This is a genomic window from Nonomuraea sp. NPDC054003 (assembly GCF_055585125.1).
Genome location: NZ_JBVJKR010000001.1, coordinates 408,995 through 433,563, shown reverse-complemented (window position 1 = coordinate 433,563; position 24,569 = coordinate 408,995). Strand labels below are relative to the sequence as shown.

At 72.7% G+C, this 24,569-nt stretch carries 19 protein-coding genes; 13 read left to right on the top strand and 6 right to left on the bottom strand.

Translation table 11 applies throughout. The features are described from left to right. Positions 1 to 99: 99 nt before the first annotated feature. From ACZ6YG_RS01810 to ACZ6YG_RS01790, 5 genes are all read left to right on the top strand, one after another. Positions 100 to 1,251, top strand: a complete 1,152-nt coding sequence (locus ACZ6YG_RS01810; protein ID WP_466016933.1) for a PucR family transcriptional regulator — start codon at positions 100 to 102, stop codon at positions 1,249 to 1,251. A 104-nt stretch (positions 1,252 to 1,355) separates the two neighbouring features. Further along, entirely contained in the window at positions 1,356 to 2,318 is a 963-nt protein-coding gene (locus tag ACZ6YG_RS01805) for an imidazolonepropionase-like domain-containing protein (protein ID WP_466016932.1), read from the top strand. 222 nt (positions 2,319 to 2,540) lie between these two features. Next, positions 2,541 to 3,791 carry an MFS transporter gene (locus tag ACZ6YG_RS01800; RefSeq protein ID WP_466016931.1) on the top strand — a complete coding sequence of 417 codons (1,251 nt, stop codon included), beginning with the start codon at positions 2,541 to 2,543 and terminating at the stop codon, positions 3,789 to 3,791. Between the two features lie 9 nt (positions 3,792 to 3,800). Then, positions 3,801 to 5,495 (top strand): gamma-glutamyltransferase family protein, encoded by a 1,695-nt coding sequence (locus ACZ6YG_RS01795; RefSeq protein WP_466016930.1) that lies wholly within the window; start codon positions 3,801 to 3,803, stop codon positions 5,493 to 5,495. Between the two features lie 23 nt (positions 5,496 to 5,518). Continuing rightward, positions 5,519 to 6,049 carry a hemerythrin domain-containing protein gene (locus tag ACZ6YG_RS01790; protein ID WP_148030255.1) on the top strand — a complete coding sequence of 177 codons (531 nt, stop codon included), beginning with the start codon at positions 5,519 to 5,521 and terminating at the stop codon, positions 6,047 to 6,049. Positions 6,050 to 6,150: 101 nt separating this feature from the next. Here ACZ6YG_RS01790 and ACZ6YG_RS01785 read toward each other — a convergent pair whose 3' ends face one another. Next, positions 6,151 to 6,807: an HAD family hydrolase gene (locus ACZ6YG_RS01785; RefSeq protein WP_271275943.1), complete on the bottom strand. Its 657-nt coding sequence runs from the start codon at positions 6,805 to 6,807 to the stop codon at positions 6,151 to 6,153. 118 nt (positions 6,808 to 6,925) lie between these two features. Between ACZ6YG_RS01785 and ACZ6YG_RS01780 the strand changes: the two genes are divergently transcribed. Next, positions 6,926 to 7,528, top strand: a complete 603-nt coding sequence (locus ACZ6YG_RS01780; RefSeq protein WP_466016929.1) for a Uma2 family endonuclease — start codon at positions 6,926 to 6,928, stop codon at positions 7,526 to 7,528. Here the strand turns inward: ACZ6YG_RS01780 and hrpA are convergent. Both hrpA and ppgK read right to left on the bottom strand, forming a co-directional pair. Further along, the gene (hrpA, locus tag ACZ6YG_RS01775; protein WP_148030252.1) at positions 7,518 to 11,411 is read right to left on the bottom strand and encodes an ATP-dependent RNA helicase HrpA; all 3,894 of its coding nucleotides are present in this window, start codon (positions 11,409 to 11,411) and stop codon (positions 7,518 to 7,520) included. The two genes, ACZ6YG_RS01780 and hrpA, sit on opposite strands and share 11 nt — an antisense overlap. A gap of 227 nt (positions 11,412 to 11,638) precedes the next feature. Further along, positions 11,639 to 12,373 (bottom strand): polyphosphate--glucose phosphotransferase, encoded by a 735-nt coding sequence (gene ppgK / locus ACZ6YG_RS01770; protein ID WP_271275946.1) that lies wholly within the window; start codon positions 12,371 to 12,373, stop codon positions 11,639 to 11,641. Between the two features lie 109 nt (positions 12,374 to 12,482). Between ppgK and ACZ6YG_RS01765 the strand changes: the two genes are divergently transcribed. Then, a complete protein-coding gene (locus ACZ6YG_RS01765) occupies positions 12,483 to 13,589 on the top strand; it encodes a TIGR03118 family protein (RefSeq protein WP_187281035.1) in 1,107 nt (368 codons plus the stop codon). A 47-nt stretch (positions 13,590 to 13,636) separates the two neighbouring features. Here the strand turns inward: ACZ6YG_RS01765 and ACZ6YG_RS01760 are convergent, their stop codons facing one another. Then, entirely contained in the window at positions 13,637 to 14,221 is a 585-nt protein-coding gene (locus ACZ6YG_RS01760) for an HAD-IA family hydrolase (protein ID WP_222708871.1), read from the bottom strand. Positions 14,222 to 14,366: 145 nt separating this feature from the next. Between ACZ6YG_RS01760 and ACZ6YG_RS01755 the strand changes: the two genes are divergently transcribed. Then, on the top strand, positions 14,367 to 15,185 hold the full coding sequence (locus tag ACZ6YG_RS01755) for a DUF4253 domain-containing protein (RefSeq protein ID WP_148030248.1): 819 nt from the start codon (positions 14,367 to 14,369) through the stop codon (positions 15,183 to 15,185). A gap of 79 nt (positions 15,186 to 15,264) precedes the next feature. Here the strand turns inward: ACZ6YG_RS01755 and ACZ6YG_RS01750 are convergent, their stop codons facing one another. Together ACZ6YG_RS01750 and ACZ6YG_RS01745 are read right to left on the bottom strand one after the other, a co-directional pair. Next, entirely contained in the window at positions 15,265 to 16,098 is an 834-nt protein-coding gene (locus ACZ6YG_RS01750) for an SAM-dependent methyltransferase (RefSeq protein ID WP_148030247.1), read from the bottom strand. A 168-nt stretch (positions 16,099 to 16,266) separates the two neighbouring features. Beyond that, on the bottom strand, positions 16,267 to 17,523 hold the full coding sequence (locus tag ACZ6YG_RS01745) for a helix-turn-helix domain-containing protein (RefSeq protein ID WP_148030246.1): 1,257 nt from the start codon (positions 17,521 to 17,523) through the stop codon (positions 16,267 to 16,269). Positions 17,524 to 17,748: 225 nt separating this feature from the next. On the opposite strand from ACZ6YG_RS01745, the gene ACZ6YG_RS01740 reads away from it, so the two are divergent. The 5 genes from ACZ6YG_RS01740 to ACZ6YG_RS01720 all read left to right on the top strand — a co-directional run bounded on the left by ACZ6YG_RS01740 (position 17,749) and on the right by ACZ6YG_RS01720 (position 24,526). After that, positions 17,749 to 18,492 carry a hypothetical protein gene (locus ACZ6YG_RS01740; RefSeq protein ID WP_148030245.1) on the top strand — a complete coding sequence of 248 codons (744 nt, stop codon included), beginning with the start codon at positions 17,749 to 17,751 and terminating at the stop codon, positions 18,490 to 18,492. A 326-nt stretch (positions 18,493 to 18,818) separates the two neighbouring features. Continuing rightward, positions 18,819 to 20,615 carry an MFS transporter gene (locus tag ACZ6YG_RS01735; RefSeq protein ID WP_466016928.1) on the top strand — a complete coding sequence of 599 codons (1,797 nt, stop codon included), beginning with the start codon at positions 18,819 to 18,821 and terminating at the stop codon, positions 20,613 to 20,615. A gap of 2 nt (positions 20,616 to 20,617) precedes the next feature. Next, complete coding sequence (locus tag ACZ6YG_RS01730) at positions 20,618 to 20,821, top strand: hypothetical protein (protein WP_148030243.1); 204 nt, start codon at positions 20,618 to 20,620, stop codon at positions 20,819 to 20,821. Continuing rightward, entirely contained in the window at positions 20,818 to 21,546 is a 729-nt protein-coding gene (locus tag ACZ6YG_RS01725) for a maleate cis-trans isomerase family protein (RefSeq protein WP_148030242.1), read from the top strand. Before ACZ6YG_RS01730 ends, ACZ6YG_RS01725 begins: the two co-directional genes overlap by 4 nt. A 178-nt stretch (positions 21,547 to 21,724) precedes the next feature. Continuing rightward, on the top strand, positions 21,725 to 24,526 hold the full coding sequence (locus ACZ6YG_RS01720) for a hypothetical protein (RefSeq protein WP_466016927.1): 2,802 nt from the start codon (positions 21,725 to 21,727) through the stop codon (positions 24,524 to 24,526). The last annotated feature ends 43 nt before the right edge of the window (positions 24,527 to 24,569 follow it).

The following is a 24,569-nucleotide window of genomic DNA, read 5'->3' as shown; positions in this document are numbered from 1 at the left end:
CGGTATAGAGCATATTGACCGAGATCACCGTTCAGTTGTAGGGAAGACCTGTAGCAGCGCTTCCAACAAATGATGAAAAGTCCTGATCAAGGGGCGCCCGTGGCGGATCTTCAGCGGATCGTCGACGACCTCGCGGCCCGGCTCGGCCGCCCGCTCCTGCTGGAGGACCGGCTGCAGCGGGTCATCGCCTACAGCGAGCAGAACGGCGCCATGGACGACATCCGCCGCGACTCCATCCTGCGCCGCCGCACCACGCCGGAGGTCCGCCAGTTCCTGCGCGCCGCGGGGGTGCACGACGCGCAGGACCCGCTGCGCACGCCGGGCGCGCCGCAGCTCGGGCTGCTGCCGCGGTGGTGCGTCCCGGTACGGCACGAGACGGCGCTGCTGGGATTCCTGTGGTTCATCGACACGGCGCCGGCCATGTCGGGCCCCCAGGTGGCCGAGGCCGCCGCGGCCGCTCCGGCGCTGGCCCTGGCGCTGTTCCACGAGAGCCTGGCCACCGGCCTGGCCTCCCACCGGGAGCTGGAGGCGGTCAGCGGGCTGCTCATGGGCGAGCGGGAGGCGGCGCTCCAGCTCATCGAGGCGGGCGCGTTCCCGCAGGCGCAGCCGGTGACCGTGCTGGTGGCCAGGCCGCCGGCGGGCGAGCCGGACGACGCGCTGCGCCTGGCGCTGGAGCAGGGGCTGCTGGCGCTGCGGCGGCGGCTGAGCGGGCACCACCCGCTGCATCTGGTCCGCTACGACCACGCGGCGCTGCTCGTGGCCGGCCCGCCGATCGCCGCCGACGAGGTGCACGCGGCCATGTCGGTGCCGGTCGTGGTCGGCATCGGCCGCCCGAGGCCGGCGCTGGCCGAGGCGGCCGGGTCCTACGCCGAGGCGCGGCACGCGGCGGACGTGGCCGCGCGGGTGCCGGGCCTCGGCCGTTCAGCGGTGTGGGAGCGGCTGGGCGTCTACCGGATGCTCACCCGGCTGCCCGACTCCGAGCTGCATCCCGGGCTGGAGCCCCTGCTGGGCGACACGCAGCACCTGCCGCTGCTGGAGACGCTGGAGACCTATCTGGACCTGGCGGGCAGCGCCGTCGCCACCTCGCGTGCGCTGCGGCTGCACCGGACCTCGCTGTACTACCGGCTGCGGCGCGTCGAGGAGCTGGCCCGTACCGACCTGAAGGACGGCGGGGAGCGGCTGGCGCTGCACCTGAGCCTCAAGCTGGCCCGCCTGTCAGGCCGCTACCGGCCGCGTGACGGGATCGGATGATTGCGGTGTGCACGCGCGCTCACGTTTAATGCATAAAAGGGATATTCGCCACGGGAGTATCGATGGGGGTCGTGAAGCGCGCGCGTCCGGCTCTGAACCCCCGTGTGTCCAGACCCGTGGTCCTCCATTCCGCGACGCTGGTGCTGCCCATCGCCACCGAGCCGATCAGGAACGGCGCCGTCGCCGTGCGTGGCGAGCGGGTGCTGCGCGTCGGGCCGCGCGACGAGCTGCTGGGCCGCTACCGCGTCACCGAGGAGCACCACTGGCGCGGGACGATCGTCGCCGGGCTGGTGGACGCGTACGCGTCGGGCGGCGCCCCCGGGCCGGGGGTGGTGGCCCGCGCGGCCGAGCTGGGCGACCCCGCCGCCGCGCCGGGACCGGCCGTGGGCGTCGCGTACGTGCCCGTGACCTGCGAGTCGGAGCGGGAGTGGGAGGAGAGCCGGCGCGACGCGCTCATCACGGCCATCCGCGAGATGGACCGGCCCGTCGGCATCGCCCCGCACACGCGCGACCCGCACGTGCTGGAGGACGTGGCCCTGCTGGCCAGGACGTTCGGCCTGCGGCTGCTGGTCGACCTGGACCGCCAATCCCTCGCCGGGCTGGACGAGGCGGGCGTGCTCGGGCCGCACTGCCACGCGGCGTGCGCCCGGCCTCTGGACCCGGGCGAGCGCAAGCTGCTCAAGCTGCGGGGCACGACGGTGGCACTGCGCCCCGGGCCGGGCGTCGACGAGTGGCCGGCGCTGGTCGAGGAGGGCACCCCGCTCGCCATCGGCACCGCGCCGGCGCACGGAGATGTGCTGGCGTGCGCGGCGGCCGTCCGGGCGCGGGTGCGGGAGCTGGGGCTGCGCCCGCGCGGGCTGGACCGCGCGCTGGTGGAGGCCGCCACGCTCGGCGGCGCCAGGGCCCTCGGCATGGCGGGCGGGCCCGGCGGCCTCGGCACCCTGCATCACGGCGGCCGGGCCAGCTTCGCGGTGTTCGAGGCCCGCGGGCGCTATCCGTACTCCGCCCTGATGCACGGCCCCGCCTGCCTGGCCACGATCATCAGCGGCCGCGTGCACCCCGCCTGACCAGCCAGGCCACGGATTACCACTATGCCTACCTGCCCTACCCGGAGCGCAGGCGCTGCTCGGGCTCGGCGCCGAGAAGCGGTTCCCCGCCGGGCAGGTCCTGATGCGGCAGGGCTAAACCTTCCCACGGGGTGAAATAGCGCACATTTCAGTCATTCCGGAATCCAGCTTTCGGAGCGGCGTGTTCCCCCCTCGGCCGCACCGTCAAATCCGGGACAAGTCTTGTCGCTCACCGCCTCTACTTTCCGTGCCCTGCGTCATCACAACTACAGGTTGTGGGCAGGGGCGGACCTCGTCTCCATCACCGGCACCTGGATGCAGGTGCTGGGCGTGAACTGGCTCGTCCTCACGATCACCGGCTCGGCCACCAGCGTGGGGCTCAGCCTGGTCATGCAGGCGCTGCCCACGCTGCTGCTCGGCATGTGGGGAGGGGCGCTGGCGGACCGGCTGCCGACCCGCCCCGTCGTGGTCGCCGCCCAGCTCGCGCAGGCCGCGCTCGCCGCCGTGCTTGCCGTGATCGCGCTGACCGGGGTGCGGTCGCCGCTGCCGATCTACGCGGTGGCGCTGGCCGGCGGGGTGGTGTCGGCCCTGGGCGGGCCGGCGCTCGGCCGGTTCGGGGCGGAGGTGGTGCCCCGGGAGGACCTGCCGAACGCGATGGCGCTCGGCTCGATCATCAACTCGGCCGGGCGCATCCTCGGCATGTCGGTGGCCGGGATGATGCTGCCCCTCACCGGGAACGCCGTGCTGTTCGGGGCGAACGCGCTCACGTTCTTCGCGGTGATCGTCGCGGTGATGCGCATGCGGTCGTCGGAGTTCCACGAGCTGGCCGCCGAGGAGCACCGGCCAGGGGCGGTGCTCGCGGGGCTGCGGTACGTGGCGCGTACCCCGTGGCTGCTCGTCCTGCTCGCGCTGTCGATCGTGCTGGGCAGCCTTGGCCGCAACTACCAGGTGACCATGGCGGCGATGAGCGCGGGCCCGCTGGCGGCGGGCGCGGGCGGGTACGGGCTGCTGTCCACGGTGTTCGCCGCCGGGACCGTCGTGGGCGGGTTCCTCGCCGCCTCGCGGCCTCGGCTGACGATCCGGCTGCTGCTGATCTCCGCGTTCGCCATCAGCGTGCTGCAGGCGCTGAGCGGCCTGATGCCGTCGCTGGCCGCCTTCGCCGCCTTCATGCTGCCCATCGCGGCCGGCGCCATCCTGGTCGACACCACGGTCTCGGCGCGGGCGCAACTCGACAGCCCGGACGCCATGCGCGGGCGGGTGCTGGCCGCGCTGGGCATGGCCGGCGCCGCGTCGGGCGCGCTGGGCGGGCCGGTGCTGGGCTGGCTGAGCGACTCCTTCGGCCCCCGGCTGGCGCTGCAGGTGGGCGGCGTCTCCTGCGTCGTCGCGACGCTGCTGGCGGCGGCCGCGCTGGCGCGGTTCAGGAAGACCGCCACCGGCCCGGCGCCGGCGCGTGTGGCGATGGAGAACGCCTAGTCTCGACGGGTGCGAAACACCCGATACGCCCCCTCTGGGATGGTATGCAGCATCGACCATCTCGCGTCCGCCGCCGGGGTGGCGGCGCTCGACCGCGGCGGTTCCGCGGCCGACGCCGCCATCGCCGCCAACGCCGTGCTCGCCGTCACCTCCCCGCACATGTGCGGGCTCGGCGGCGACCTCTTCGCCCTCGTCCACGACGGCCCCGCGCCATCCGGCCCGCGCCCCGGTCCCGTACGAGACGGCCACCCGACGGACGGCGGGCCGGTCCACGCGCCCAACGCGTCCGGCAGGGCCGGGGGCGGTGCGGACGCCGGGCCGGTCCACGCGCTCAACCTGTCCGGCAGGTCCGGGGGCGGTGCGGACCGCGGGCCGGTTCACGCGCTCAACGCGTCCGGCAGGGCCGGGAGCGGTGCGGACGCCGGGCGGTTGCGTGCGGAGGGGCGCCGGCGGATGCCGCACCGGCTGGACGTCAGGTCCGTGCCGGTGCCCGGCTGCGTGGACGGCTGGCTCGCGCTGCACGCCCGGTACGGCCGGCTCCCGCTGGCCGACGTGTTCGAGCCCGCCGTACGGCTGGCCCGCGGCGGCTTCCCTGCCTCGCCTCTGCTGGCGCCGATGGCGCGGGAGATCGCGGACCGGCCGGACGCCGGCGACCTCGCCGAGATCCGGGCCGCCGGGGACCGGGTCCGCAGGCCGGGCGTGGCCCGCGCGCTGGAGGCGGTGGCCGAAGGCGGGCGCGCCGGGTTCTATCTGGGCGAGTTCGGCGAGGGACTGCTGGAGCTGGGGTCAGGCGAGTACACGCGGGCCGACCTGGAGCGGGACAACGCCGACTGGGTGGAACCCCTGCGGGTGCGCGCGTTCGGCCACGACGTGTGGTCCGCCCCGCCCAACTCCCAGGGTTACCTGCTGCTGCTCTCGCTGGGCATCCTGGACGGGCTGGAGCTGCCGCCCTCGACCGCGCACGCCGCCTGGGCGCACGCGCTGGCCCGGTCCGCCCGCGCCGCCGCGCACGACCGCGACGCGCTGCTGCACGAGCACGCCACCGGCCTGCTCTCCCCCGCCGAGATCGAGCGCCGCCGGGCGCTGACCGGTCGCGGGGACCTCAAGGTGCCCGCCGCCGACGGCGACACCACGTACCTCTGCGCGGTGGACGGCGACGGGCTCGCCGTCTCCCTCATCCAGTCGAACGCCTCCGGTTTCGGCAGCTTCCTGTTCGAACCCCGTACCGGCATCAACCTGCACAACCGCGGCATCGGCTTCTCGCTGGAGCCGGGCCACCCCGCCGAGTACGGCCCCGGGCGGCGGCCGCCGCACACGCTCACGCCCGCGCTCATCACCCGCCCCGACGGCTCGCTCCGCTCGGTCGCGGGCACGATGGGCGGCGACGCGCAGCCGCAGATCCTGCTCCAGATCATCACCAGGCTGCTGCGGTACGGGCAGAGCCCGGGAGAGGCGATAGCGGCGCCGCGCTGGCGGTTCGGCAGCGGCACCGGCTTCGACACCTGGCGCCGCGCCGAGGGGGCGGTGGTGGAGCTGGAGGACGGCACCGGCTGGCGCGACGGGCTGGCCGCGCTCGGCCATCGGGTGTCCCCGGTGCCCGGCGGCGCGTTCGGCCACGCGCACCTCATCGACGTCCTGCCGGACGGGATGCTGGCCGGTGCGACGGACCCGCGCGCGCTGACCGGCGCGGCGATTGGGCGGTGAGGGAAGGGGTAGCCACGGACGTCATGGCAACCGACGTCATCACCCTGATCACGAATGACCACCGCAAGGTCGAGGCGCTCTTCGAGCGGCTCAAGAAGGAGGAGGGCGACCCCAAGGCGGCCGTGACCGAGTTGCACGCCCTGCTCATCGCGCACGCCCGCGCCGAGGAGGACCGGGTCTACCCGGACCTCGACGCGCACCACGGCCTGGAGGAGCACAAGGAGGCCGAGGTGCTCCTCGACGAGCTGGTGCGGTCCCGGCCCGGCACCCCCGAGTTCCGCCGGACGCTGGACAAGCTCGTCGAGTCCGTCAACCACCACGTCGAGGAGGAAGAGGGCGAACTGCTCCCGCAACTGGCCGAGCAGGCCGGCGAGAAGCGGCTGCGGGAGCTCGGCAAGGCCTTCGAGGAGCGCCGGGACGAGGAGCTGCGGGCCCTGACGGCCGGCGGCGCCACCAAGGCCGAACTGTACGAGCAGGCCCAGAAGGCGGACATCCCCGGCCGTTCCCAGATGGACAAGGAAGAACTGCAGGAAGCCGTACGCAAGACCACCTAGCCGACCCGGCGGGGCGGGTCAGGCGGACCACGTCCCGAGCTTGGCCGGCGGGGCAGGTCAGGACAGGCGGACCACGTCCTGAGCCCGACCGGCGGGGCGGGTCAGGCCAGGCGGCGCAGCGCCGGGAGCAGCGCGTGCAGGTCGTCGGCGATCACGTCGGCGGCCTCGCGCGCCTCCGGCCGCGCCGCGTGCAGGTAGCCCCACGGGCCGCGGCGCAGCAGGGCGGTCCGCATCCCGGCCGCGGCGGCGGGGCGCACGTCGTTGTCGAGCCGGTCCCCCACGTAGAGGATCTCCCCCGGCTCGCGCCCGGCGACCGCGGCCACCTTGGCGAAGAACCCGGGCGCCGGCTTGGACACCCCCCACCCGTCGGAGGTGTGCACCGAGTCGACGGGCAGCTCCATCGCGACCAGCGCGTCATAGGCCCGCACCGGCTGGTTGCCCGCCAGGATCACCTGGTAGCCCGCCTCCCTCAGCCCGCCGAGCGCCTCGCGCACGTCGGGGTAGAGGTCGTCGGCGTCGAAGTGGTTGCGCAGGCTGTCAGGCTCGTCGCGCTCCCAGGCCGCGATCTCGGCCTCGACGTCGAACCCGGGCCGCACCAGCTCGAACCCCTCGCTGAAGGACTGGTCCAGCGCGGCCATCCCGCCGAGCACGCCCATCAGCACGAACCTCGGCACCCCGAGCCGGTCGGCCCACCGCGACCAGATCCGCGTCTCGTCGATCACGGTCTCGCCGACGTCCAGCACCACAGCCTTGATCATCAAAACCCATCCGTCATCTGGAATTTTCCCTCCACTGTACGAGTCGCGCCCAGAGCTCGGATTCGTGGAATACTGAGCGTGCCCGTTCGAGTACGGAGGGACAGATCTGATGGTTGCCATGGCGATCCGGCACGACGAGTACGCGAAGCTCGCCCCCACCAGCGAGAAGCGGATGCCGGAGACCGCGCGAGAGCTGTTCGACGCACTCCCCGAACTCCCCGGTTTCCGGGCCGACGTCATCGAAGGAAACCTCATCGTGAGCCCTGTCGGAACCCCCGCCCATGGCCGCTCCGCCATGCGCCTCAACCGGGCTCTGGCCCCTCTCATGGATGAGCGGGGATGGGAGTCGTGGGTCGGAAACGTCGATGTGTGCGTCGAAGGCCCGCGTGAGCCTGTGGAGCCGGACTTCGTGCTGGCACCGCTCAACTGCCCGCTCTGGGGCGAGCGCGAGCTGCGGTCGTCCGGGCTGATCATGGTCGCCGAGGTCGTCTCGACCGGTAGCACGATCAGGGACCGTGAGGAGAAGCCGCCCCTCTACGCCACCGGCGGCATCCCGATCTACCTGCTGATCGACCTCGTCGCCAAGACTCCCTCCGTCACCGTCTACAGCGAGATCGGCGACAGCGGGTATCTCGCCCGCGCCACCGTCCCCATCGGCACGCCCTTGCGACTGCCCGCGCCGATCGACTTCGAGCTCGACACGTCGATCTTCAAGGCCTGAGGCGGTCCATCGCCTTGGCGATGCGCTTCTCCGACACCGGGGTCGGGGTGCCGAGTGTCTGGGCGAAGAAGCTGACCCGCAGTTCCTCGATCATCCAGCGGATCTCCGCCACGTCCGGGTCCGCGCGCCGGCCAGGGGGCAGGCGTTCCAGCAGGTCGTGGTAGTCGTCCTCGACCTTGTGGACGCGGTCCATCCACTCCTCGTCACGCCACGGGTCCTCCGGCAGCTTGGTGAGCCGGCGGTCGACGGCGCGCAGGTAGCGCAGCACGTCGGGCAGGCGGGCGTGGCCGGTGGCGGTGACGAAGCCCGGGTAGACGAGCCTGCCGAGCTGGTCGCGGACGTCGTCGGCGGAGGCGCTGGAGCGCATGGCGTCGAGCTGGATCCCGGCGGCGTGCCACACCGTCAGGATCTGCTCCACCCGGCCCAGGATGCCGGCCGCCGTGTCGTACAGCTCGGCGCGGACGTGCTGGTAGAGGCGGTCGTAGGCGGCGGGGTCCCAGACGGGGCCGCCGAGGTCGCGCATGAGCTTGTCGGCCGCGGCGTCGACCACGTCCTCGAAGAGGGCCACGGCGCCGCCGTGCGGGCTGCGTGACAGGGCCAGCTTGGCCTGGTTGGACAGCCCCGACAGCAGCGGCTTGGCGGGGTTGGCGACGTTCAGCAGGAGCAGGCGGCGGGTGCCGGTCCAGTGGGAGCGGCGCTGCTCCGCCTCCGTCTCGAAGATCTTGATCGAGACCGAGTCGCCGGCGTCGGCGAGCGCCGGGTAGCCCTTCATCCGGCCCTGCTCGAACACCTTGGGCAGGGTGCCGAAGCTCCACGTGCGCAGCCCGGTGCGTTCGAGGCCGTCGCCGGCCTCCGAGAGGGTCTTGCGCAGGCGCGGGGCGAGGCGGCGCTTGAGCGCCGCGAGGTCCTTGTCCTCGGCGATGGCGCGCCTGCGCTCGTCGATCACCCGGTACGTGATGCGCAGGTGGTCGGGAACCTGGTCGAGCTGCCAGGCGTCGCGCGGCACCCGCACGCCGGTCAGCCTCATCAGCTCGCGCTCGACGGCCTCCAGCATCGGCTCGGCGCCCGGCTCGGCGTTGGCCAGCACCTGCCTGGCGTAGTCGGGGGCGGGCACGAAGTTGCGGCGCAGCTGCTTGGGCAGCGACCTGATCAGCGCGGTGACGAGCTCCTCGCGCAGGCCGGGGATCTGCCAGTCGAAGCCGTCGGAGGTCACCTGGTTGAGCAGGTGCAGCGGCACGTGGACGGTGACGCCGTCGGCGCCCTGCTGATCGTCCGGGTCGGGCGCGAACCGGTAGGTCAGCTTCATCCGCTGGCCGAGCTGCCGCCAGGTGTCGGGATAGTCGCGGGCGCTGACGTCGGCGCCCTCGTTGACCAGCATCTCCGGCGAGAAGGTGAGCAGGTCGGGCTGGTCGGCGCGGGCTTTCTTCCACCAGGAGTCGAAGTGGCGGGCGGAGACCACGTCGGCGGGCAGGCGCTGGTCGTAGAAGTCGAACAGGGCTTCGTCGCCGACGAGGATGTCGCGGCGGCGGGCGCGGTTCTCCAGCTCCTCGACCTCGCCGAGCAGCCGCCGGTTGTCCTTGAGGAACTTGTGGTGGCTGTCCCAGTCGCCCTCGACGAGCGCGTGGCGGATGAACAGCTCGCGCGACAGCTCGGGATCGATGCGCCCGTAGTTGACCTTGCGCCCGACGACGAGCGGCACCCCGTACAGCGTGACCTTCTCGTACGCGATCACCGCCCCCTGGTTCTTCTCCCAGTGGGGCTCCGAGTAAGTGCGCTTGACGAGGTGCTGCGCGAGCGGCTCCACCCAGTCGGGCTCGATCTTGGCGTTGACCCTGGCCCACAGCCGGGAGGTCTCCACGAGCTCGGCGGACATCACCCACTGGGGCTGCTTCTTGGCCAGCGCGGAGCCGGGGAAGACGGCGAAGCGGGCGTTGCGGGCGCCGAGGTACTCCTGGATGGGGCGGCGGCCGTCGGAGGCGCGCTGGCGGTCCATCACGTCCTTGACGCCGACGTGCGACAGCAGGCCGACCAGGAGCGACTTGTGGACCAGCTCGGGGTCGGCCGGGTTGCTGTTGGGGTGCGCGCCGAGCGACTGGCGGATCTGGCTGTAGATGTCCTGCCACTCGCGTACGCGCAGGTAGTTGAGGAACTCGGACTTGCACAGGCGGCGGAAGGCGCTGGAGGAGAGCTCCTGCTGCTTGTCGCGCAGGTGGTTCCACAGGTTGAGGTAGGTGAGGAAGTCGGACTCGGGGTCGGCGAAGCGGCGGTGCTTCTCGTCGGCCTGCTGCTGCTTGTCGGCGGGGCGCTCGCGCGGGTCCTGGATGGACAGCGCGGCGGCGATCACCATGACCTCGCGCACGCAGCCGTTCTTCTCCGCCTCCAGCACCATGCGGCCGAGCCGGGGGTCGACGGGCAGGGTGGCGAGCTTGCGGCCGATCGGGGTGAGCTTGCCGTGGGCGTCGAACGCGCCGAGCTCGTGGAGCAGGTTGACGCCGTCCTTGACCTGGCGGCGGTCGGGCGGCTCGACGAACGGGAACGCCTCGATGTCGCCCAGCCCGATCGAGGTCATCTGGAGGATGACCGAGGCCAGGTTGGTGCGCAGGATCTCCGGGTCGGTGAACTCCGGCCTGGCGAGGAAGTCGTCCTCCTCGTAGAGGCGGACGCAGACGCCGTCGGAGGTCCGGCCGCAGCGGCCCTTGCGCTGGTTGGCGCTGGCCTGCGAGATCGCCTCGATGGGCAGGCGCTGCACCTTGGTGCGGTGGCTGTAGCGGGAGAGGCGGGCGTAGCCGGGGTCGACGACGTACTTGATGCCGGGCACGGTCAGCGACGTCTCGGCCACGTTGGTGGCCAGGACGACGCGGCGGCCGGTGTGGCGCTGGAAGACGCGGTGCTGCTCGGCGGCGCTGAGCCGGGAGTAGAGCGGCAGGATCTCGGTGTTGCGGAAGTCGGCCTTGGCCAGGGCGTCGGCGGCGTCGCGGATCTCGCGCTCGCCGCTGAGGAAGACGAGGATGTCGCCGGGCCCCTCGCCGGTCAGCTCGCGGCAGGCCTCGACGATGCCCTGGGTCTGGTCGTCGTCCTCGCCGAGCGGGCGGTAGCGGACCTCGACGGGGTAGGTGCGGCCGGACACCTCGATGATCGGCGCGTCGCCGAAGTGGCGCGAGAACCGCTCGGGGTCGATGGTCGCGCTGGTGATGATGACCTTGAGGTCGGGGCGTTTGGGCAGCAGCTGCTTCAGGTAGCCGAGGATGAAGTCGATGTTGAGGCTGCGCTCGTGGGCCTCGTCGATGATGAGCGTGTCGTACTGCTCCAGCATGCGGTCGTGCTGGAGCTCGGCGAGGAGGATGCCGTCGGTCATCAGCTTGACGAGGGTGCGGTCGCTCGCCTGGTCGGTGAAGCGGACCTTGTAGCCGACGACCTCGCCCAGCTCGGTGTGGAGCTCCTCGGCGACGCGCTCGGCGACGGTGCGGGCGGCGATGCGGCGCGGCTGGGTGTGGCCGATGAGGCCGCGCACGCCCCGGCCCAGCTCCAGGCAGATCTTGGGGATCTGGGTGGTCTTGCCGGACCCGGTCTCACCGGCGATGATGACGACCTGGTTGTCGCGGATGGCTTCGAGGATGTCGTCCCTGCGCTGGGAGACGGGCAGCGCCTCCGGATAGCCGATCTCCGGCACGCTCTCGCGGCGGCGCTGAAGGCGACGCTCGGCACGTTCCACGTCGGCGAGGATCTCCGCGGCGATCTTCTCCCGCGCTTCGCGGGAGCGCACCCTGCGCACGCCGTCGAGCCTGCGCCGCAGCCGCCGCTGGTCGCGCGGCATCAGGTCGGGCAGGCGGGCCTGAAGCTCTGTGAGAGAGGAGGACGGAGAGGACAACGCAGGAGTTCCCATACTGCTTTCAGGATATTCGGGCCCCGCGTGCCGGGAGCCAACGGCCCATCGTGCCCGACGGGCGCGTCGCGCGCATCTCGAATTCCGTTGACCGTGATCGCCCGCGACCGGCCCACTCTCCCCAGAGTTGCATCGTGGGCGACCACGGTCATAGATGAGACTCCCCTAAGCGGAGATCGGTTGCCATGAGTCATGGTCACGTTTTGGCCCGTGGTGTGGGCGGTCCGTCACCCAGCGTGCGCGCCGGCCTGGGCCGCCGCCCGGGCGGCGCCGATGATGCCCGCCTGGTTCAGCAGGGCGGCCGGGACGACGGGCGTGTCGAGGCTGATGTGCGGCAGGAACTTGCCGGCCTTCTTGCTCACGCCGCCGCCGATGACGATCAGGGAGGGGGTGAACAGCATCTCGACGTGCCTGAGGTACTCCTCCACCCGCTCGGCCCACTTGTGCCAGCCCAGGCCGTGCTCCTCGCGCGCCCGGTCGGAGGCCCGGTGCTCGGCGTCCGTGCCGTGCAACTGCAGGTGACCCAGCTCGGTGTTGGGCACGAGCACGCCGTCCGCGAACAACGCGCTGCCGATCCCGGTGCCGAACGTCAGCATGAGCACGACGCCGGGCTGCCCCTGCCCCTTGCCGTACGTCATCTCGGCCATGCCGGCGGCGTCGGCGTCGTTGAGCACGGTCGCGCCCCCGAACAGGTCGCCCGCGTGCACGCCCGCCCACGAGCCTTTCAGGTTGACCGCGGTCCTCACCACGCCGTCCACGACCACCCCGGGGAACGTCACGCCGACCGGGCCCGTCCAGTCGAAGTGCCGGACGATCCGCGCCACCGCGTCCGCGACGGCACCCGGCTCGGCGGGGTGCGGGGTGGGGATGCGCAGCCGCTCCGCGGTCAGCTCGCCGGCCCGCACGTCGACGGGCGCGCCCTTGATCCCGGAGCCGCCGATGTCGATGCCCAACGCGTCCATTCCCCTTCACTCCCCTTCAGACAGCGCGAAAACCTGCTTCGAGACCGTACTGAACCGGAATCCCGGATCTCGCGTATCTCGCGTCACAAGCGCTAACAAGGAGGCACGGATGCGGTTACGCATCATCACGGCCTGCGCTGTCGCCGTCTCGACGGCAGCCACCCTCACCATTCCCGCGCAGGCCACCACACCGAAGCAGAACCGGTTCGACGTCGTCGGCCTGGTGTCCGATGTCCGCGGGAAGGCGGCCGTCACCGATCCCAAACTGGTCAACCCGTGGGGGCTGGCCATGGGCAAGACCCTGTGGGTCTCCAACGCCGGGACGGGAACCGCCACCGTCTACTCCGGCCAGGGCAAGAAGGAGCGGACCGAGGTCGCCATCCCCGGCGGCGCCCCGACGGGGCAGGTGTTCAACGGCGGTGAGGGCTTCACCGTCAAGGGCAAGCCCGCCACCTTCATCTTCTCCAGCCCCAGCGGCGCGATCACCGGCTGGAACGCCGAGGTGGACCCGAAGAACGCGATCATCGGCGCCTTCACCCGCGGCGCCGACTACAAGGGCCTGGCCATGGCCGAGACCGACGACGGCGCGTTCCTGCTCGCCGCGGACTTCGCGGGCGGCCGTCTGCACGCCTTCGACGAGGACTTCCGTCGCATCAGGCTGTCGCGCTCGCAGTTCAGGGACCGCACGGTCCCGGCCAACTACCACCCGTTCAACGTGGAGGTCGTGAACGGGAACGTCTGGGTCGCCTACGCCCTGCGCGACTCGGAGACCGGCAAGTCCGTGGCCGGCAGCGGCAAGGGCTTCGTCAGCCGCTTCGACCTGAACGGCCGCCTGACCGGCCGCATCGCCCGGGTCGGCCTGAACGCGCCGTGGGCGATCACCAAGGCGCCGCGCGGCATGGGCAGGTACGCGGGCGCGCTGCTGGTCGGCAACTTCGGCGACGGCACCATCCACGCCTACCGCGGCAACCGCCACCTGGGCGCCCTGCGCGCGGCGGACAACCGCCCGATCACGCTGCCGGGACTGTGGGACCTGGAGCCCGGCACGGCCGCCATCGGCGGCGAGAACACGCTCTGGTTCTCGGCCGGCTCGGACGGCGGCAAGCACGGGCTCCTCGGCATGATCAGGCCCGCCGGGACGAAGGCCCCGACGCCGGCGGCGACGCCGACCACCGACAGCGGCAACCAGTCGAAGTCGCCGTACCGCGGCTACTGACCCCGGCCTTTCCGGCACGGCGGGCCCGGGCCGTGCCGGGAAGGGGGTCACGACGGCGGCAGCACGGCCGCGAGGTCCGCGACGCTCCGGAAGTGCACGCCGGTCATGCCGAGCGCCCTGGCGGCCACCACGTTCTCCAGCCGGTCGTCCACGAACAGGCAGCGTCCGGGCGCGACCCCGGCCAGGTCGGCGGCGAGCTCGTAGATGCGCCGGTCGGGCTTGGCCAGGCCGACCCGCGCGCTGCTGACCACGGCGTCGGCGAAGGCCGTCAGCTCCAGCCGTTCGAGATGATCCTCCAGGGTGTCCATGGCGTTGGTGACGAGCACCAGGGGCATCCGCGCCCGCGCCGCCGCCAGCAGCGCCCGCACCTCCTCGTCCACCCGGAACGGCACCGCCATGAACTCCTCGACCGCCTTCTCGGCCTGCTCTCCTCCGCCTAGCGCGACGACGATCGACTCGGCCCACTGCGCCTCGGTGATGTGGCCGAGCGTCGCGGGCATGATGAGCGCCGGGTCGAAGGCGGTGGACGCCAGCGGCAGGCCGTAGCGGGCCTCGATGTCGGCTTGGACGGCATGGTCGAACTGGCGCAGCACGCCGTCGAGGTCGCACAGGATGGCGTCGAAGGTCGTCACGACCCCCATTGTGGCCGAACGCCGGAAGCCCGGCCGATGACGGTGCGCGGGATTCGTTGATACGGGATCGCCCAGGACAAAAGTCCTGAAGCGAGTGGCGGCACTACCATCTCGGAGGCAGGATTCCGTCTCGGAATGGTAGGGCATGAACGATCATCGGCTGCCGGGCGAGCTGTGCCGGCTCTTCGCCGACGGCGGCAGGGGGCGCGGCCTGTCGGCCGGGCTGCCCGAGGGCGAGGTGATCTGGCCCGATCCGGGCTACACCGGCCAGGGTGAGCCCGTCAGGCCCGCGTTCTGGATGAGCGACGAGCCCGCGACGGGCGACGACTGGCGGCGCTTCCGCGAGGAGCATCCGCGCAGCGGGCTGTGGCCGGTCCTGCTGGACGAGTCGGCCCAGCCGTGGTCGGTGGGGCAGGTGGTGCCGGACGATCCGGTGCAGATCGACCACTTCACCGCCGAGGGCTTCATGGCGGAGGTCTGGGAGGAATGGGTGGCGCAGATGCCGGCCGACGCGCTGGCCGAGCTGGAGCCGTACGGGGCGATCTGCCCGGGGCTCGCGCCCGCGGGCCGGCCGGTCGCCGATCCCGACGTGGTGGCCGCCTGGTACGCGGACGAGCTGGCGGTCAAGGGCATGCCGCTGGGGCTCGTGGCCGCGGAGAGAGGGGCCGACGCGCTGGCCGCGATGGGGTGGCAGGGCGCGCTGCACCACAACGAGTGGATGGTGCCGCTGGCCGCCGTGGTGCGCAGCTGGGAGGACCGCTTCGGGGCGCGGGTGGTCGGCGTCGGGTTCAACACGCTGGAGATCAGCGTGGCCGCGCCTCCGGCCGATCAGGAGCACGCGCTGCACGTGGCGGCCGAACACTGGACGTTCTGCCCTGACAACGTGCTTCAGGGTCCCGGCGACCTGCACGGGTACGCCGGGCAGCTGATCGGCTCGCACGCCTGGTCCTTCTGGTGGGACTGACGTGCGGGCTGGAGGGACTGACGCGCGGGCGCCCCGGGCCGGGGCGGTGCCCTCGGCCCGGACGGCGGTGTTCCGCGGATCATGGCAGCAGCGCCACCGCCCCGTAGTTGCCCGAACTGCCGGGCTGGTCGGCGCAGGCGTCGTCGTCGCCGTCCGGCCGCCACTCCGGGACCCACACCAGCCCCGGTTCCAGCAGTTCCAGCCCTTCCAGCAGGGCTTCGAGCTCCTTGCGGGTACGGACCGCGTGTCCCGGCAGCGTCATCGCCAGCAGATCGTTGATCGCCGGCAGCAACTCCCGCGGGATGCCGTCGAACGTGGTCTGCAGCAGGGCCAGGTAGCTGCCCCGCGGCGCGTTCTCCCGCAGCCGCTTGATGACGTGACGGGCCTGCTCGTCGTCGCTCACGTTGTGGCCCGAGACCACGACCCAGGCCATGGGCCGGTTCCAGTCCACGAACGTGCGCACGACACGGTCGTCCAGGATCTCGTCGATCTGCGGGATGTCACCCTCGACCACCCGCACGAGATCGGTGATCGGCTCGATGGTGGCTTGCGCGTTGGCCAGCACCATCGGGTCGTTCTCGATGTACACGACCCGGGCGGACGCCGTGCGCGGCGTCTCGCGTGCGATGTCGTGCAGTCTGCGGCCCGGTGGCAGGCCGCTCGGCACCCCGCTGCCCACGATCAGGAACTGGTCGACGCCCTCCAGCGCCAGGTGGCGTACGACCCGTGATAAATACCCGAGAATGGCTTGTGCGGCAGCGGTGGTGATCTCGGCGGCCACGTCGTAGCGGTTGACCGCCTCCCTGTCGGCTCTGAAGTTGTTCTTTCCTCCCGTCGCCGCGTCGAGTATGCGGGTAACCCGTGCATGGGTAGTGTCGAGATTGGCCAGGTTTCGGATAGCCCGCTGGCGCATTGGGTGTCGCCCCTTTCCCCTCGCCCACTTTCTGTTGGGAAAGTTCCGGTTACTGACCCCACTCGGTTGCCCAAATTCATAATGGTGGAAAAATCCCTTTATCCAAGCACCCAGCCCTAGATTTTTTGGGATTTATGCTCTTTCGTTCTATCGGGTGTGGTGGAATGATCAATTCCCCACGGCGCGGGCGAGCCTGTCGCGGTGGGCGCACAGCGTCTCAAGGGTCTCGTCGCGGGTGGTCGTGGTCACCGACAGCTTGGTGAAGGCCTGGTGATAGGCCTCCACCTGAACGGCGTCCGTGATCAGTTCGTCCGCCTCCAGCGCGTGCGCGCACGCGATGTCGGGCTCGAACGCCTCGTCGAAACGCCAGAGCGTGAACGGGCCGGTACGCGGGACGTAAGCGGGATCCTCCATCGGCACGATATGCAGAGAGATATTGGGGCGTTTGGCGAACTCGATCAGCCGGTTGAGCTGATCGAGCAGCACGGGGGTTTCGGTGATCGAGCGGAGCAGCACGCCCTCGTCCATGACCGCCCACACGACCGGTCCGTTCGGCCCCAGGATGAGCCGCTGGCGGGCGGCCAGGATGTCCACCGCCGAGTCGGCCGTGGTGTGCCGGAAAGATCCCATGTCGGCCGCCGCGATCGCCGCGAGCGCGTAGTCCTCGGTCTGCAGCAGCGGCGGCACGAAGTGGGTGTGATAGGTGCGGATCACCGACGCCCTGCTGTCGATGGAGCAGGTCGTGGCCAGCCATACGGGGAAGTTACTCGAGTCGTACCATTCGAGCTCGCGCTCGCCGCGCGCGATCGACAGGACGTACTCGCGGGCGGGCATGGCGGTGACGCCGTACAGGGTGAGCAGGCGCTCGACCGTGGCGGGGGCCGGGGCGATGCGGCCCTGCTCGACCGCCTCTACCGCGATGGCGCCCTTGCCGAGCACGGCCTCCACCTTCTCCGGCGACAGCTGCGCGGCCAGGCGCAGCGAGTGGAGCCGCTCGCCGAGCGCGCGGCGCACGGACTCCTCCAGCGGCGCGGCCGCGTCGGGGATCTCCATGGCGGGCTCCGGGTCCGCGGGCAGGTCCTCCGCCTTGCGGGCCAGCTCGATCACCCCCCGCAGGACGGACAGCGAGCTCTCGGAGAGCCCGGACGCGGACAGGCCGATGCCGGCCGCCCGGAGCTGCAGGTCCTCGACCGTGCCGGCCTCGACGTGATCTTCGCCCACCAGCCAGCCCACGCTCACCTGGAGGCACGCGGCCAGCGCCCGCAGCACCTGGAGGGTGGGGTTGGTCTGCTTTCCCGTGCGCAACTGGCTGACGTAGGCGCGGGTGATGGGGATTCCGGCCTCGGTGAGCGCTGCGGCGACCTGAGCACCCGTGAAACCGCGCTTGGCCAGCGCCAGGTCGAGTCGCTCGGCGAACTTCGCCACGCATGCCTCCTGCTACCCGTAATACGCAATCAAGCGTAGACCTGACCCCTCGGCGGGACGTCCTGACCGGACAGGTCACCCTTCCCGCACCCGGGGCATCTTCTTTCGGCGAAAACTGAGAGTTGACACACTATCCCGCATCTAGCCAGTATCGTACGACACGTGGAAACTGTTACCTGACAGCCGGACGCTCAACGGAGCCGCTCGGCAGGGAGGTGGCCGGACGTGACCATCGATCACCAGGTCAGTCCCTGGTTCACCAGAACCCCGGTCTCGCCAGTGCAGGAGCGGGTGATCCAGCGCATCTGCGCGCGGTCATCCCCCGACGGCGAGCCGGTCAACGTGTCAGACCTGCCCTTCGGCGGCGTCCAGATCTGGATCGACGGCGACGGTGACAGGTGGAGCCTGTACCACCGGATGGCCCGCGAACTGCGGCTCGCGGGCTGGCATGTCGAGCCGGCCGCCGACCGGCTGCTGGTGCTCGGCTGGAGCGCCGACGGCCTGACGCACCGCGTCCAGGTGCTCGCCGCCGCGCTCGCGGGCCGGCTCGCCGACTACGACCTCACCATCTTCACGGCGGTCACCATCGCCACCCGGCTGCGCCAGGAAGGGCGGCGGGCCGGGAGCATCGTCGCCGAGGTGGAGGCGCGGCTCCGCGAGGACCTGCGCTGGCCGGACCGCCTGGAGGACCTCGACGGCCTGCAGCGGACCGCCACCCTGGAGCCGCTGCGGCTCCGGCTGGCCCAGGTCGTGGGCCTGGAGGCGAAGGTGCGGCGGCGCTGCGCCGAGCACCTGTCGCTGGCCGTCCGAGTGGCGACGACGGTGGCCGGTGGCCGGGTGCCGCCGCGCGTCCGCCCGGCCCGGCTGACGACCTGCCTGTCCGAGCGCGTGGTCGCGGCCAGCGTGCCCAACCGGCCGCCCGGCCTCTCCGTCCCTCCACTCCCGGACGCCTGCGCGCCGTCGCGATGACCCGCCCCCCGGCGCACCACTTTCCCGGCCCGGCCCCCGGCCCGGCCCCCGGCCCGGACCGTCGCCCCGCGCCCGCACGGCCGCCAGGCGAACCTCACCGGCCCACGTACGCCCCCACGACCCCGTACGAGCCGGAACCCGCACACCGTCACCCGGACGCCGCACAGCCCGGCGGCGTGCCCCGTGTGCCCTCCCCCGTCTCGGCCGGGAAGCGCATCCAGGCGGGAAGCCCCGGCTCCCCCGTCTCCGGGCGGGCCCGCCGGAGCGAACCAGGGAGGAGAGGTGTTCCCCGGCGGACCTCCGCACCCGGGCAGCGGCGTTCTGACGTGCGGGTGGGCGTGCGGCGGGTGTCCGCTCCGCGCCGGCGGGGGTTCGTGGGGTTGCGGGTGGTGGCCGCAGGGGTGGCCGGTGTCGTCATGGGGGATTGGGTGGCCGGGATGCTGGCCGCGCCGATGCTGGACCTCGATCCGCTGGCGGTGGCGCTTCCGGCGGCCGGGGTCGCGTGGGCGGTCACCGTGAACCTGGTCGCGATGGCGGCGCTGCCGGCCGTCGCCGGGCGGATGGCCGACCTGGCGGGACGGCGGGGCGTGCTGGCCGTCGGACTGGCCCTGTACGTGCTGGGAGCCTCGGCGGTGATCGTCGCACCGTCGTGGCCGGTGCTCGTCGGGGCCCGGCTGGGGCAGGGGGCGGGTATCGCGCTCATGGTCCCCGCCGCGCTGGCGATGCTGCTCGCCGCGCTGCCGGAGCGGCGGCGGCCCGGCGGGGTGGCGCTGTGGACCGCGGCCTGCGCGGCCGGGGTGCTGGGGATGCAGGCGGGCGGCGGATGGCTGCTGGCCACGTTCGGATGGCGCGGGCTCTTCCTGCCGGGGGCGGTGCTGGCGGCGGCGCTGTTGCTGTTCGCCCCCGCGCTGCCCCGGTCTCTCGGTGCTCCGGGCCACGCCTCGGCCCCGCGTGCCCTGGCGGGCGCGGTCCTGGTCGTCACGGGGATCGCGGCAGCGGTACTGACCCTGGCCAGGGGCGGCGTGTGGGGCTGGACCTCCGCACTGACACTCGGCTGCGCGGGCGCGGCGACGCTGCTCCTCCTGACGGCGACGCTGACCCTGAGACACACACCCGACCCCGAAGCCAGAGACTCCGCGACCACACGAACCGACCTCGGCTGGACCGCAAGCTCCGCAGAGGCACGGGCAGGGCTCGGACGGACGGCAGACTCTCCGGACACCGTGCTTACGCGGGCGACAGGGCAGGCTGGGCGCGGACGGGCCGCAGCTTCAGCGGACCCTTGGTCTGACCTCGGCTGGGCCACAGACTCCGCAGAGGCGCGGGCAGATCTCGGACGGGCGGCTAACTCTCCGGACACGCAGGCTGGGCTCGGGTGGGCGGCGGGCGTGTCCGGGGCGTCCGGTGCTGTGTTCTTCGCTCTGCTGGCGACCGGGCCGGCCTACGTGGCGGGAGTTCCCGTGCTGGACGGGAGTTCCGGTGCCGTGCCCGGGTGGCTCTGGCTGGTGCCCGTTCTGGTGGGGATGGCCGCGGCGGCTTTGCTCGCGGCCCGGGTGGGCCGGCGTCACGGGATGGACGGGGTCGTGCTCGGCGGCGCGGTGGCGCTGGCCTCCGGGTGCGGATCGCTGCTGGCTGGTCCGTACCCGCTCCTGGTCCTCGCCGGCGCCCTGCTGGCGGGGGCGGGGCTGGGCGCGCTGGCCACCGGCGCGCTGACGACGGGCACGGCCGCGGCCGGGCGGGGGAACCTCTCGGCCGGTGTGGGCGCGGTCGAAACCGCCCGCGTGGTGGGCGCGGCGGCCGGGCTGGCGGGTGCGGCGGTCCTGACGACGAGCGGCGTCCCAGGGATCACCGGCGCCGGGCCGGACGCCGTCCTGCTCGCCTGCGTGGCGGTGGCGGTCCTGACGGCCGCCGCCGCGTCGTGGCGGATGGTGACGGCACGACGGCGCCGCGCCGTACAGGCCTCTCTGCGCGCGGCGCGGCAGGAGGCCGAGTCACTGCGCGGGCTCCTGCTGGAGCTCCGCGCCACCTTCACGGAAGTACGTGGCCAGGCCGATCGAGAGCTGGTCCGCCTCGGCCTCCAGGACGTTCCAGCCCCTTGGGGCAACCCCCATGGACAGGAGTGATCATGCTCACCGACGAGGTCCGCGGCCCGCGGCACCACGGCGTTCCCGTACGCGGGACCCGGCCGGCCGATCAGCGCTCCGCGAGGACGGCACACCGGCTGCACGGCATCCGGCACGTGTCCGGACGGACGGTGGCCCCGGCCGACGGCTTCCCGGACAGAACGCCTGACGTGCCCCCCGAGGAACCCGGCGGGAGGGCGGCATGAACCGCGGCAGGGTGGGCGTGCTGGTGCCGCCCGCCAACCCGTCGGCGGAGCCCGAGCTGACCCGCCTGCTCGGCTCCCGCGCCGACATGCACGTCAGCCGGTTCCCGGTACGCCCGGGGCTGGCGATGGCCGAGCGGCTGGAGAGCTACAACGCGGCGCTGCCCGCGATGGCGTGCTCGTTCGGCGACCTGGCGCTCGACGCGCTCGTCATGGCCTGCGACGGCCCCCGCTACCTGCTCGACCCGGACGAGGACCAGGACGAGTGCGAGCGGATGAGCGAGCGGTTCGGGGTGCCGTTCGCGACCGCGACGGTGGCCATCATGGAGGCGATCGGGCACCTCGGGGTGGAGGAGGTGCACATCGTCTCGCCGTACCAGCCGTGGCTGACGGAGCTGGCCGAGCGGTTCTGGAAGGCCGCGGGCATGCGGATCGCCGGGGTCGTGCCGGTGCGGGCGCAGGGCGGTTTCTCCCCGTACGACATCACCCCTTCGGAACTGGTCGACCAGGTGAAGCAGGCGGACCTGCCCGTCGACGCGGTGCTGCTGTTCGCCTGCAGCGGAATGGCGACGCTGCCGGTGCTGGGCACGCTCGGCGCGGGCAACGACCGGACGCTGCTCACCTCGAACCTGTGCAGCGCGTGGTGGGCGCTGTCGCGGGCGACGGGCCGCCCGGTCACGCTGAACCGGCCGCCCTCGCGGGCGGCCGCGCACGGGAGGGCGTCATGACCGCCTTCCCCGCTCCTTGGACGGGGGTCGCCGGCACCACGCCCGCGGCCGGCGTGGACGGTGCCCGATCCGGCGCCGGCGACCCCGAACCCACCCTGCCGGAGGCCGTCTAGCGGGCCCCCTGACGTAGCCAGGGGCCGGGCGAGGGACGCCGTGCTAGCTGGAGGAGTAGTCGATCATGTGGCGGACGCTGTCCAACGAGGCGCGCGAGGCCATCGGCAGGCTGTGCGAGCAGCATGGAAGGCACCTCTACGACTACTGCCGCACGGGCCTGTCGGCCTCCGACGCGGAGCTGGCCGTCGCCGGGGCGCTGCTGTCGGCGCATGTGCACGGGGAGCGGCTGCGCGACCGGAAGCGGCTGCGTCCGTGGCTGTACGCGCTCGCGCGGTGCCATCGCGCGGCCGTCGCGGCGTCCAGGCCGGCCAGCCCCGGCTCGTGGACCCGGCCGGGCGCGCCGGGCGAGGTGGCCGACGCGCTGCGGGCGCTCGACCCGCCGCACCGGGAGCTGCTGGACCTCTCGGTACGGCACGAGCTGGCGAGCGCGGACATCGCCGTGATCTTCGACGTCTCCGCGATCGAGGTGAACACCATGATCGCGGAGGCCGCCGACCGGCTGGAGGAGTGGGTCGCGGCGGTGCGCGCGGCGCGGACCCGCGACGGGTGCGCGCGGCTGGCGGTGCGGGTGACGGACTGGGCGAGGGCGCCCGGCCGGCGCAACCGCACCCGGATCGCCCGGCACGTCCGCTCCTGCCAGGCCTGCCAGGCGGCGCCCCGCGAGGGGGTGCGGGCCGGTGTGCTGCTGCTCGGCCTGCCGCTGGCCGCGATCCCTGACACGTTACGCGACCAGCCCGCTTGGGGTGACCCGCTGCCCGGCGATCCGGCGGCGTGGCGCTCCGACGGGTTCCCGGCGCAGGCGCGCGGTCTGATGGAGCCGCCGCCCGCGCTGATCTCCCTGGTCCCCGGCCCCACGACGGGCACCAGGGAAAACTCCTGGCCGGTGGCGGGCGCGGCCGCCACCGGCCAGGAACCCTCCGGCGGCGGCCCGCCGGAGCCCGACGAGCCCGGCTCCCGGGCGCGCCGGGGACCGTCCGCTTCGCCGGGCACGGCCGAGGCTCTGCTGCGGGCGGCCCACCAGACGGGCGAGCGCCTGGTGCCCACCGGCACCACGGGGCTTCCCACGCCGCCCGCGGGCCACGACTCCTCCTCGGGCGACACCATCCCGTACCGCAAACGCGGCGACTTCCCCCCGATGCGCGTCCCCACGGAGAAGAAGACCGCCCCGCCGCACTGGGGCACGGCACAGGAGGAACGTCCCGCCGAGGCGCCCTTCGGGGAAGACCCCTTCGACACCGGCGCGTCACCGGACCGGGCCGACTCCGCCGCCCCGCCGGACGAACCGCGAGACGGTACGGACGAGAACGCGGAAGCCGCCGAGGTGAGCGGTGACACGGACGGGACACGCGACGACGGGAGCGCGCCGAATGCGGGTGACGAGAAAGCTCCGCCGAACGCCCCCGCGCCTCCCCGGGGCGAACGCGGAATCGACCCCACGGCCCTCCGACGCGGGAACGAGACACCACCTCGGTGGGACGCGACCGAACCCGGCACGCGGGCCCGCTCGGGCGATGGCGAGCACGGAGGCGACACAGTCCCCCGCCGGAGCCTCCCCGGACTAGGTGGCAAGACACCGCCGCGCTTGAGCCCTGACGGGGCCGGGGACAAAAGGCATTTGAGCTCTGGCGGGCTCGGCCCCAAGAAGCCGCACTCCTGGAGTTCTGGCGGGTTCGGGGACGAGGCACCACTCCGCTTGAGCCCCGACGGGCTCGGGACCAACAAGCCACCTCCCTGGAGTTCTGGCCGACTCGGGGATGAGACACCACCTCGCTTGAGCCCTGACGGACTCGGGACCAAGAACTGGGGTTCAGGCGAGCTCGGGGACGAGACACCACCTCCCGACGGGCTCGGCCCCGAAAAGCCGCGCTCCTGGAGTTCTGGCGGGTTCGGGGATGAGACGCCGCCTCGGTTGGGTGAGGGCGGGGTGGACGGGTGGATCAGTGTGCCGTTGCCGAGGCGGAGTGATGACCCGCCGCGGCAGCACGCGCCGATGCGGACGCTGGATCCCGGGTGGCGGAGCGGCAGGACGCCGGTGACCCAGTACGGGGACAAACTGGTGTTCGCGAACCCGCCCGTGGAGAGTCCTGCCGGGAGCCACGGGGAGACGTGGGACGAGTTCTGGCGGGAGCGGCCGGACGAGGACGACCCGGAGGCCAGGATCTCGCTGCAGTGGCTCGTACGGGCGGCGCTGATCGTCGGTGTGGTGATGCTGGTGGCGGGCCTGGTCTGGGCCGGGATCCAGAGCCGCCAGCGCCAGGCCCCGGCCACACTGGACCCGGCGACCGGCCAGTCCTCGGCGGATCCAGGAGCCACGACGGGAACGGAACAGGCACCGGCCGACCCCCAGGCCACGACAGACCAGGATCAAGCACCCGCCGACCCCAGAAGTACCCAGGTACCAGCGGACACCGGCTCACCCGCCGACCCCGCGGACACCGCAGCCCCGGTGGACGCGGAAGGGCAGGGAAATGCCTCTCCCCCGGCGCCCGTGGCGGCGATCTCGCCCACGTCCGTGAAGCTGGGCGAAAAGCGGTCCGGGACGTTCAAGCTGACGTGCACCGGGGACTGCCGCGTCACCTCGTTCTCCGGCACGAACGGCATCGCCGTCTCCGGCAACGCCTTCACCGTCGCCGCCCCGGCCGCCCGCCCCGGCTGCCTGGGCCCGCCCGTCACCGAGTCCGGCGTCGTCACCGTCCACTGGACCAGCACCGCCAAGGGTGACGGCGAGACCACCGAAGGCACGACCACGGCGGACGGAACCCTCACGCTCATGGTGTCGTGGACCGTCACCCATGACAGAGGCGCCCTCATCCCCGACGCGAACGGAGGCGGCTATTGGAGCAACTGCCCACGAACACGTGAATGACCAAGGCGAAGATGCACACACGAGCAAGAGGGCCTCGGGCGGA

Coding starts and splice junctions, on each gene's coding strand:
- ACZ6YG_RS01750 (WP_148030247.1), bottom strand. CDS start 16,098: ATGCGCCAGCGGGCTATCCGAAACCTGGCCAATCTCGACACTACCCAT.
- ACZ6YG_RS01780 (WP_466016929.1), top strand. CDS start 6,926: ATGGCGATCCGGCACGACGAGTACGCGAAGCTCGCCCCCACCAGCGAG.
- ACZ6YG_RS01720 (WP_466016927.1), top strand. CDS start 21,725: ATGTGGCGGACGCTGTCCAACGAGGCGCGCGAGGCCATCGGCAGGCTG.
- ACZ6YG_RS01785 (WP_271275943.1), bottom strand. CDS start 6,807: ATGATCAAGGCTGTGGTGCTGGACGTCGGCGAGACCGTGATCGACGAG.
- ACZ6YG_RS01755 (WP_148030248.1), top strand. CDS start 14,367: ATGAACGATCATCGGCTGCCGGGCGAGCTGTGCCGGCTCTTCGCCGAC.
- ACZ6YG_RS01765 (WP_187281035.1), top strand. CDS start 12,483: ATGCGGTTACGCATCATCACGGCCTGCGCTGTCGCCGTCTCGACGGCA.
- ACZ6YG_RS01790 (WP_148030255.1), top strand. CDS start 5,519: ATGGCAACCGACGTCATCACCCTGATCACGAATGACCACCGCAAGGTC.
- hrpA (WP_148030252.1), bottom strand. CDS start 11,411: ATGGGAACTCCTGCGTTGTCCTCTCCGTCCTCCTCTCTCACAGAGCTT.
- ppgK (WP_271275946.1), bottom strand. CDS start 12,373: ATGGACGCGTTGGGCATCGACATCGGCGGCTCCGGGATCAAGGGCGCG.
- ACZ6YG_RS01725 (WP_148030242.1), top strand. CDS start 20,818: ATGAACCGCGGCAGGGTGGGCGTGCTGGTGCCGCCCGCCAACCCGTCG.
- ACZ6YG_RS01730 (WP_148030243.1), top strand. CDS start 20,618: ATGCTCACCGACGAGGTCCGCGGCCCGCGGCACCACGGCGTTCCCGTA.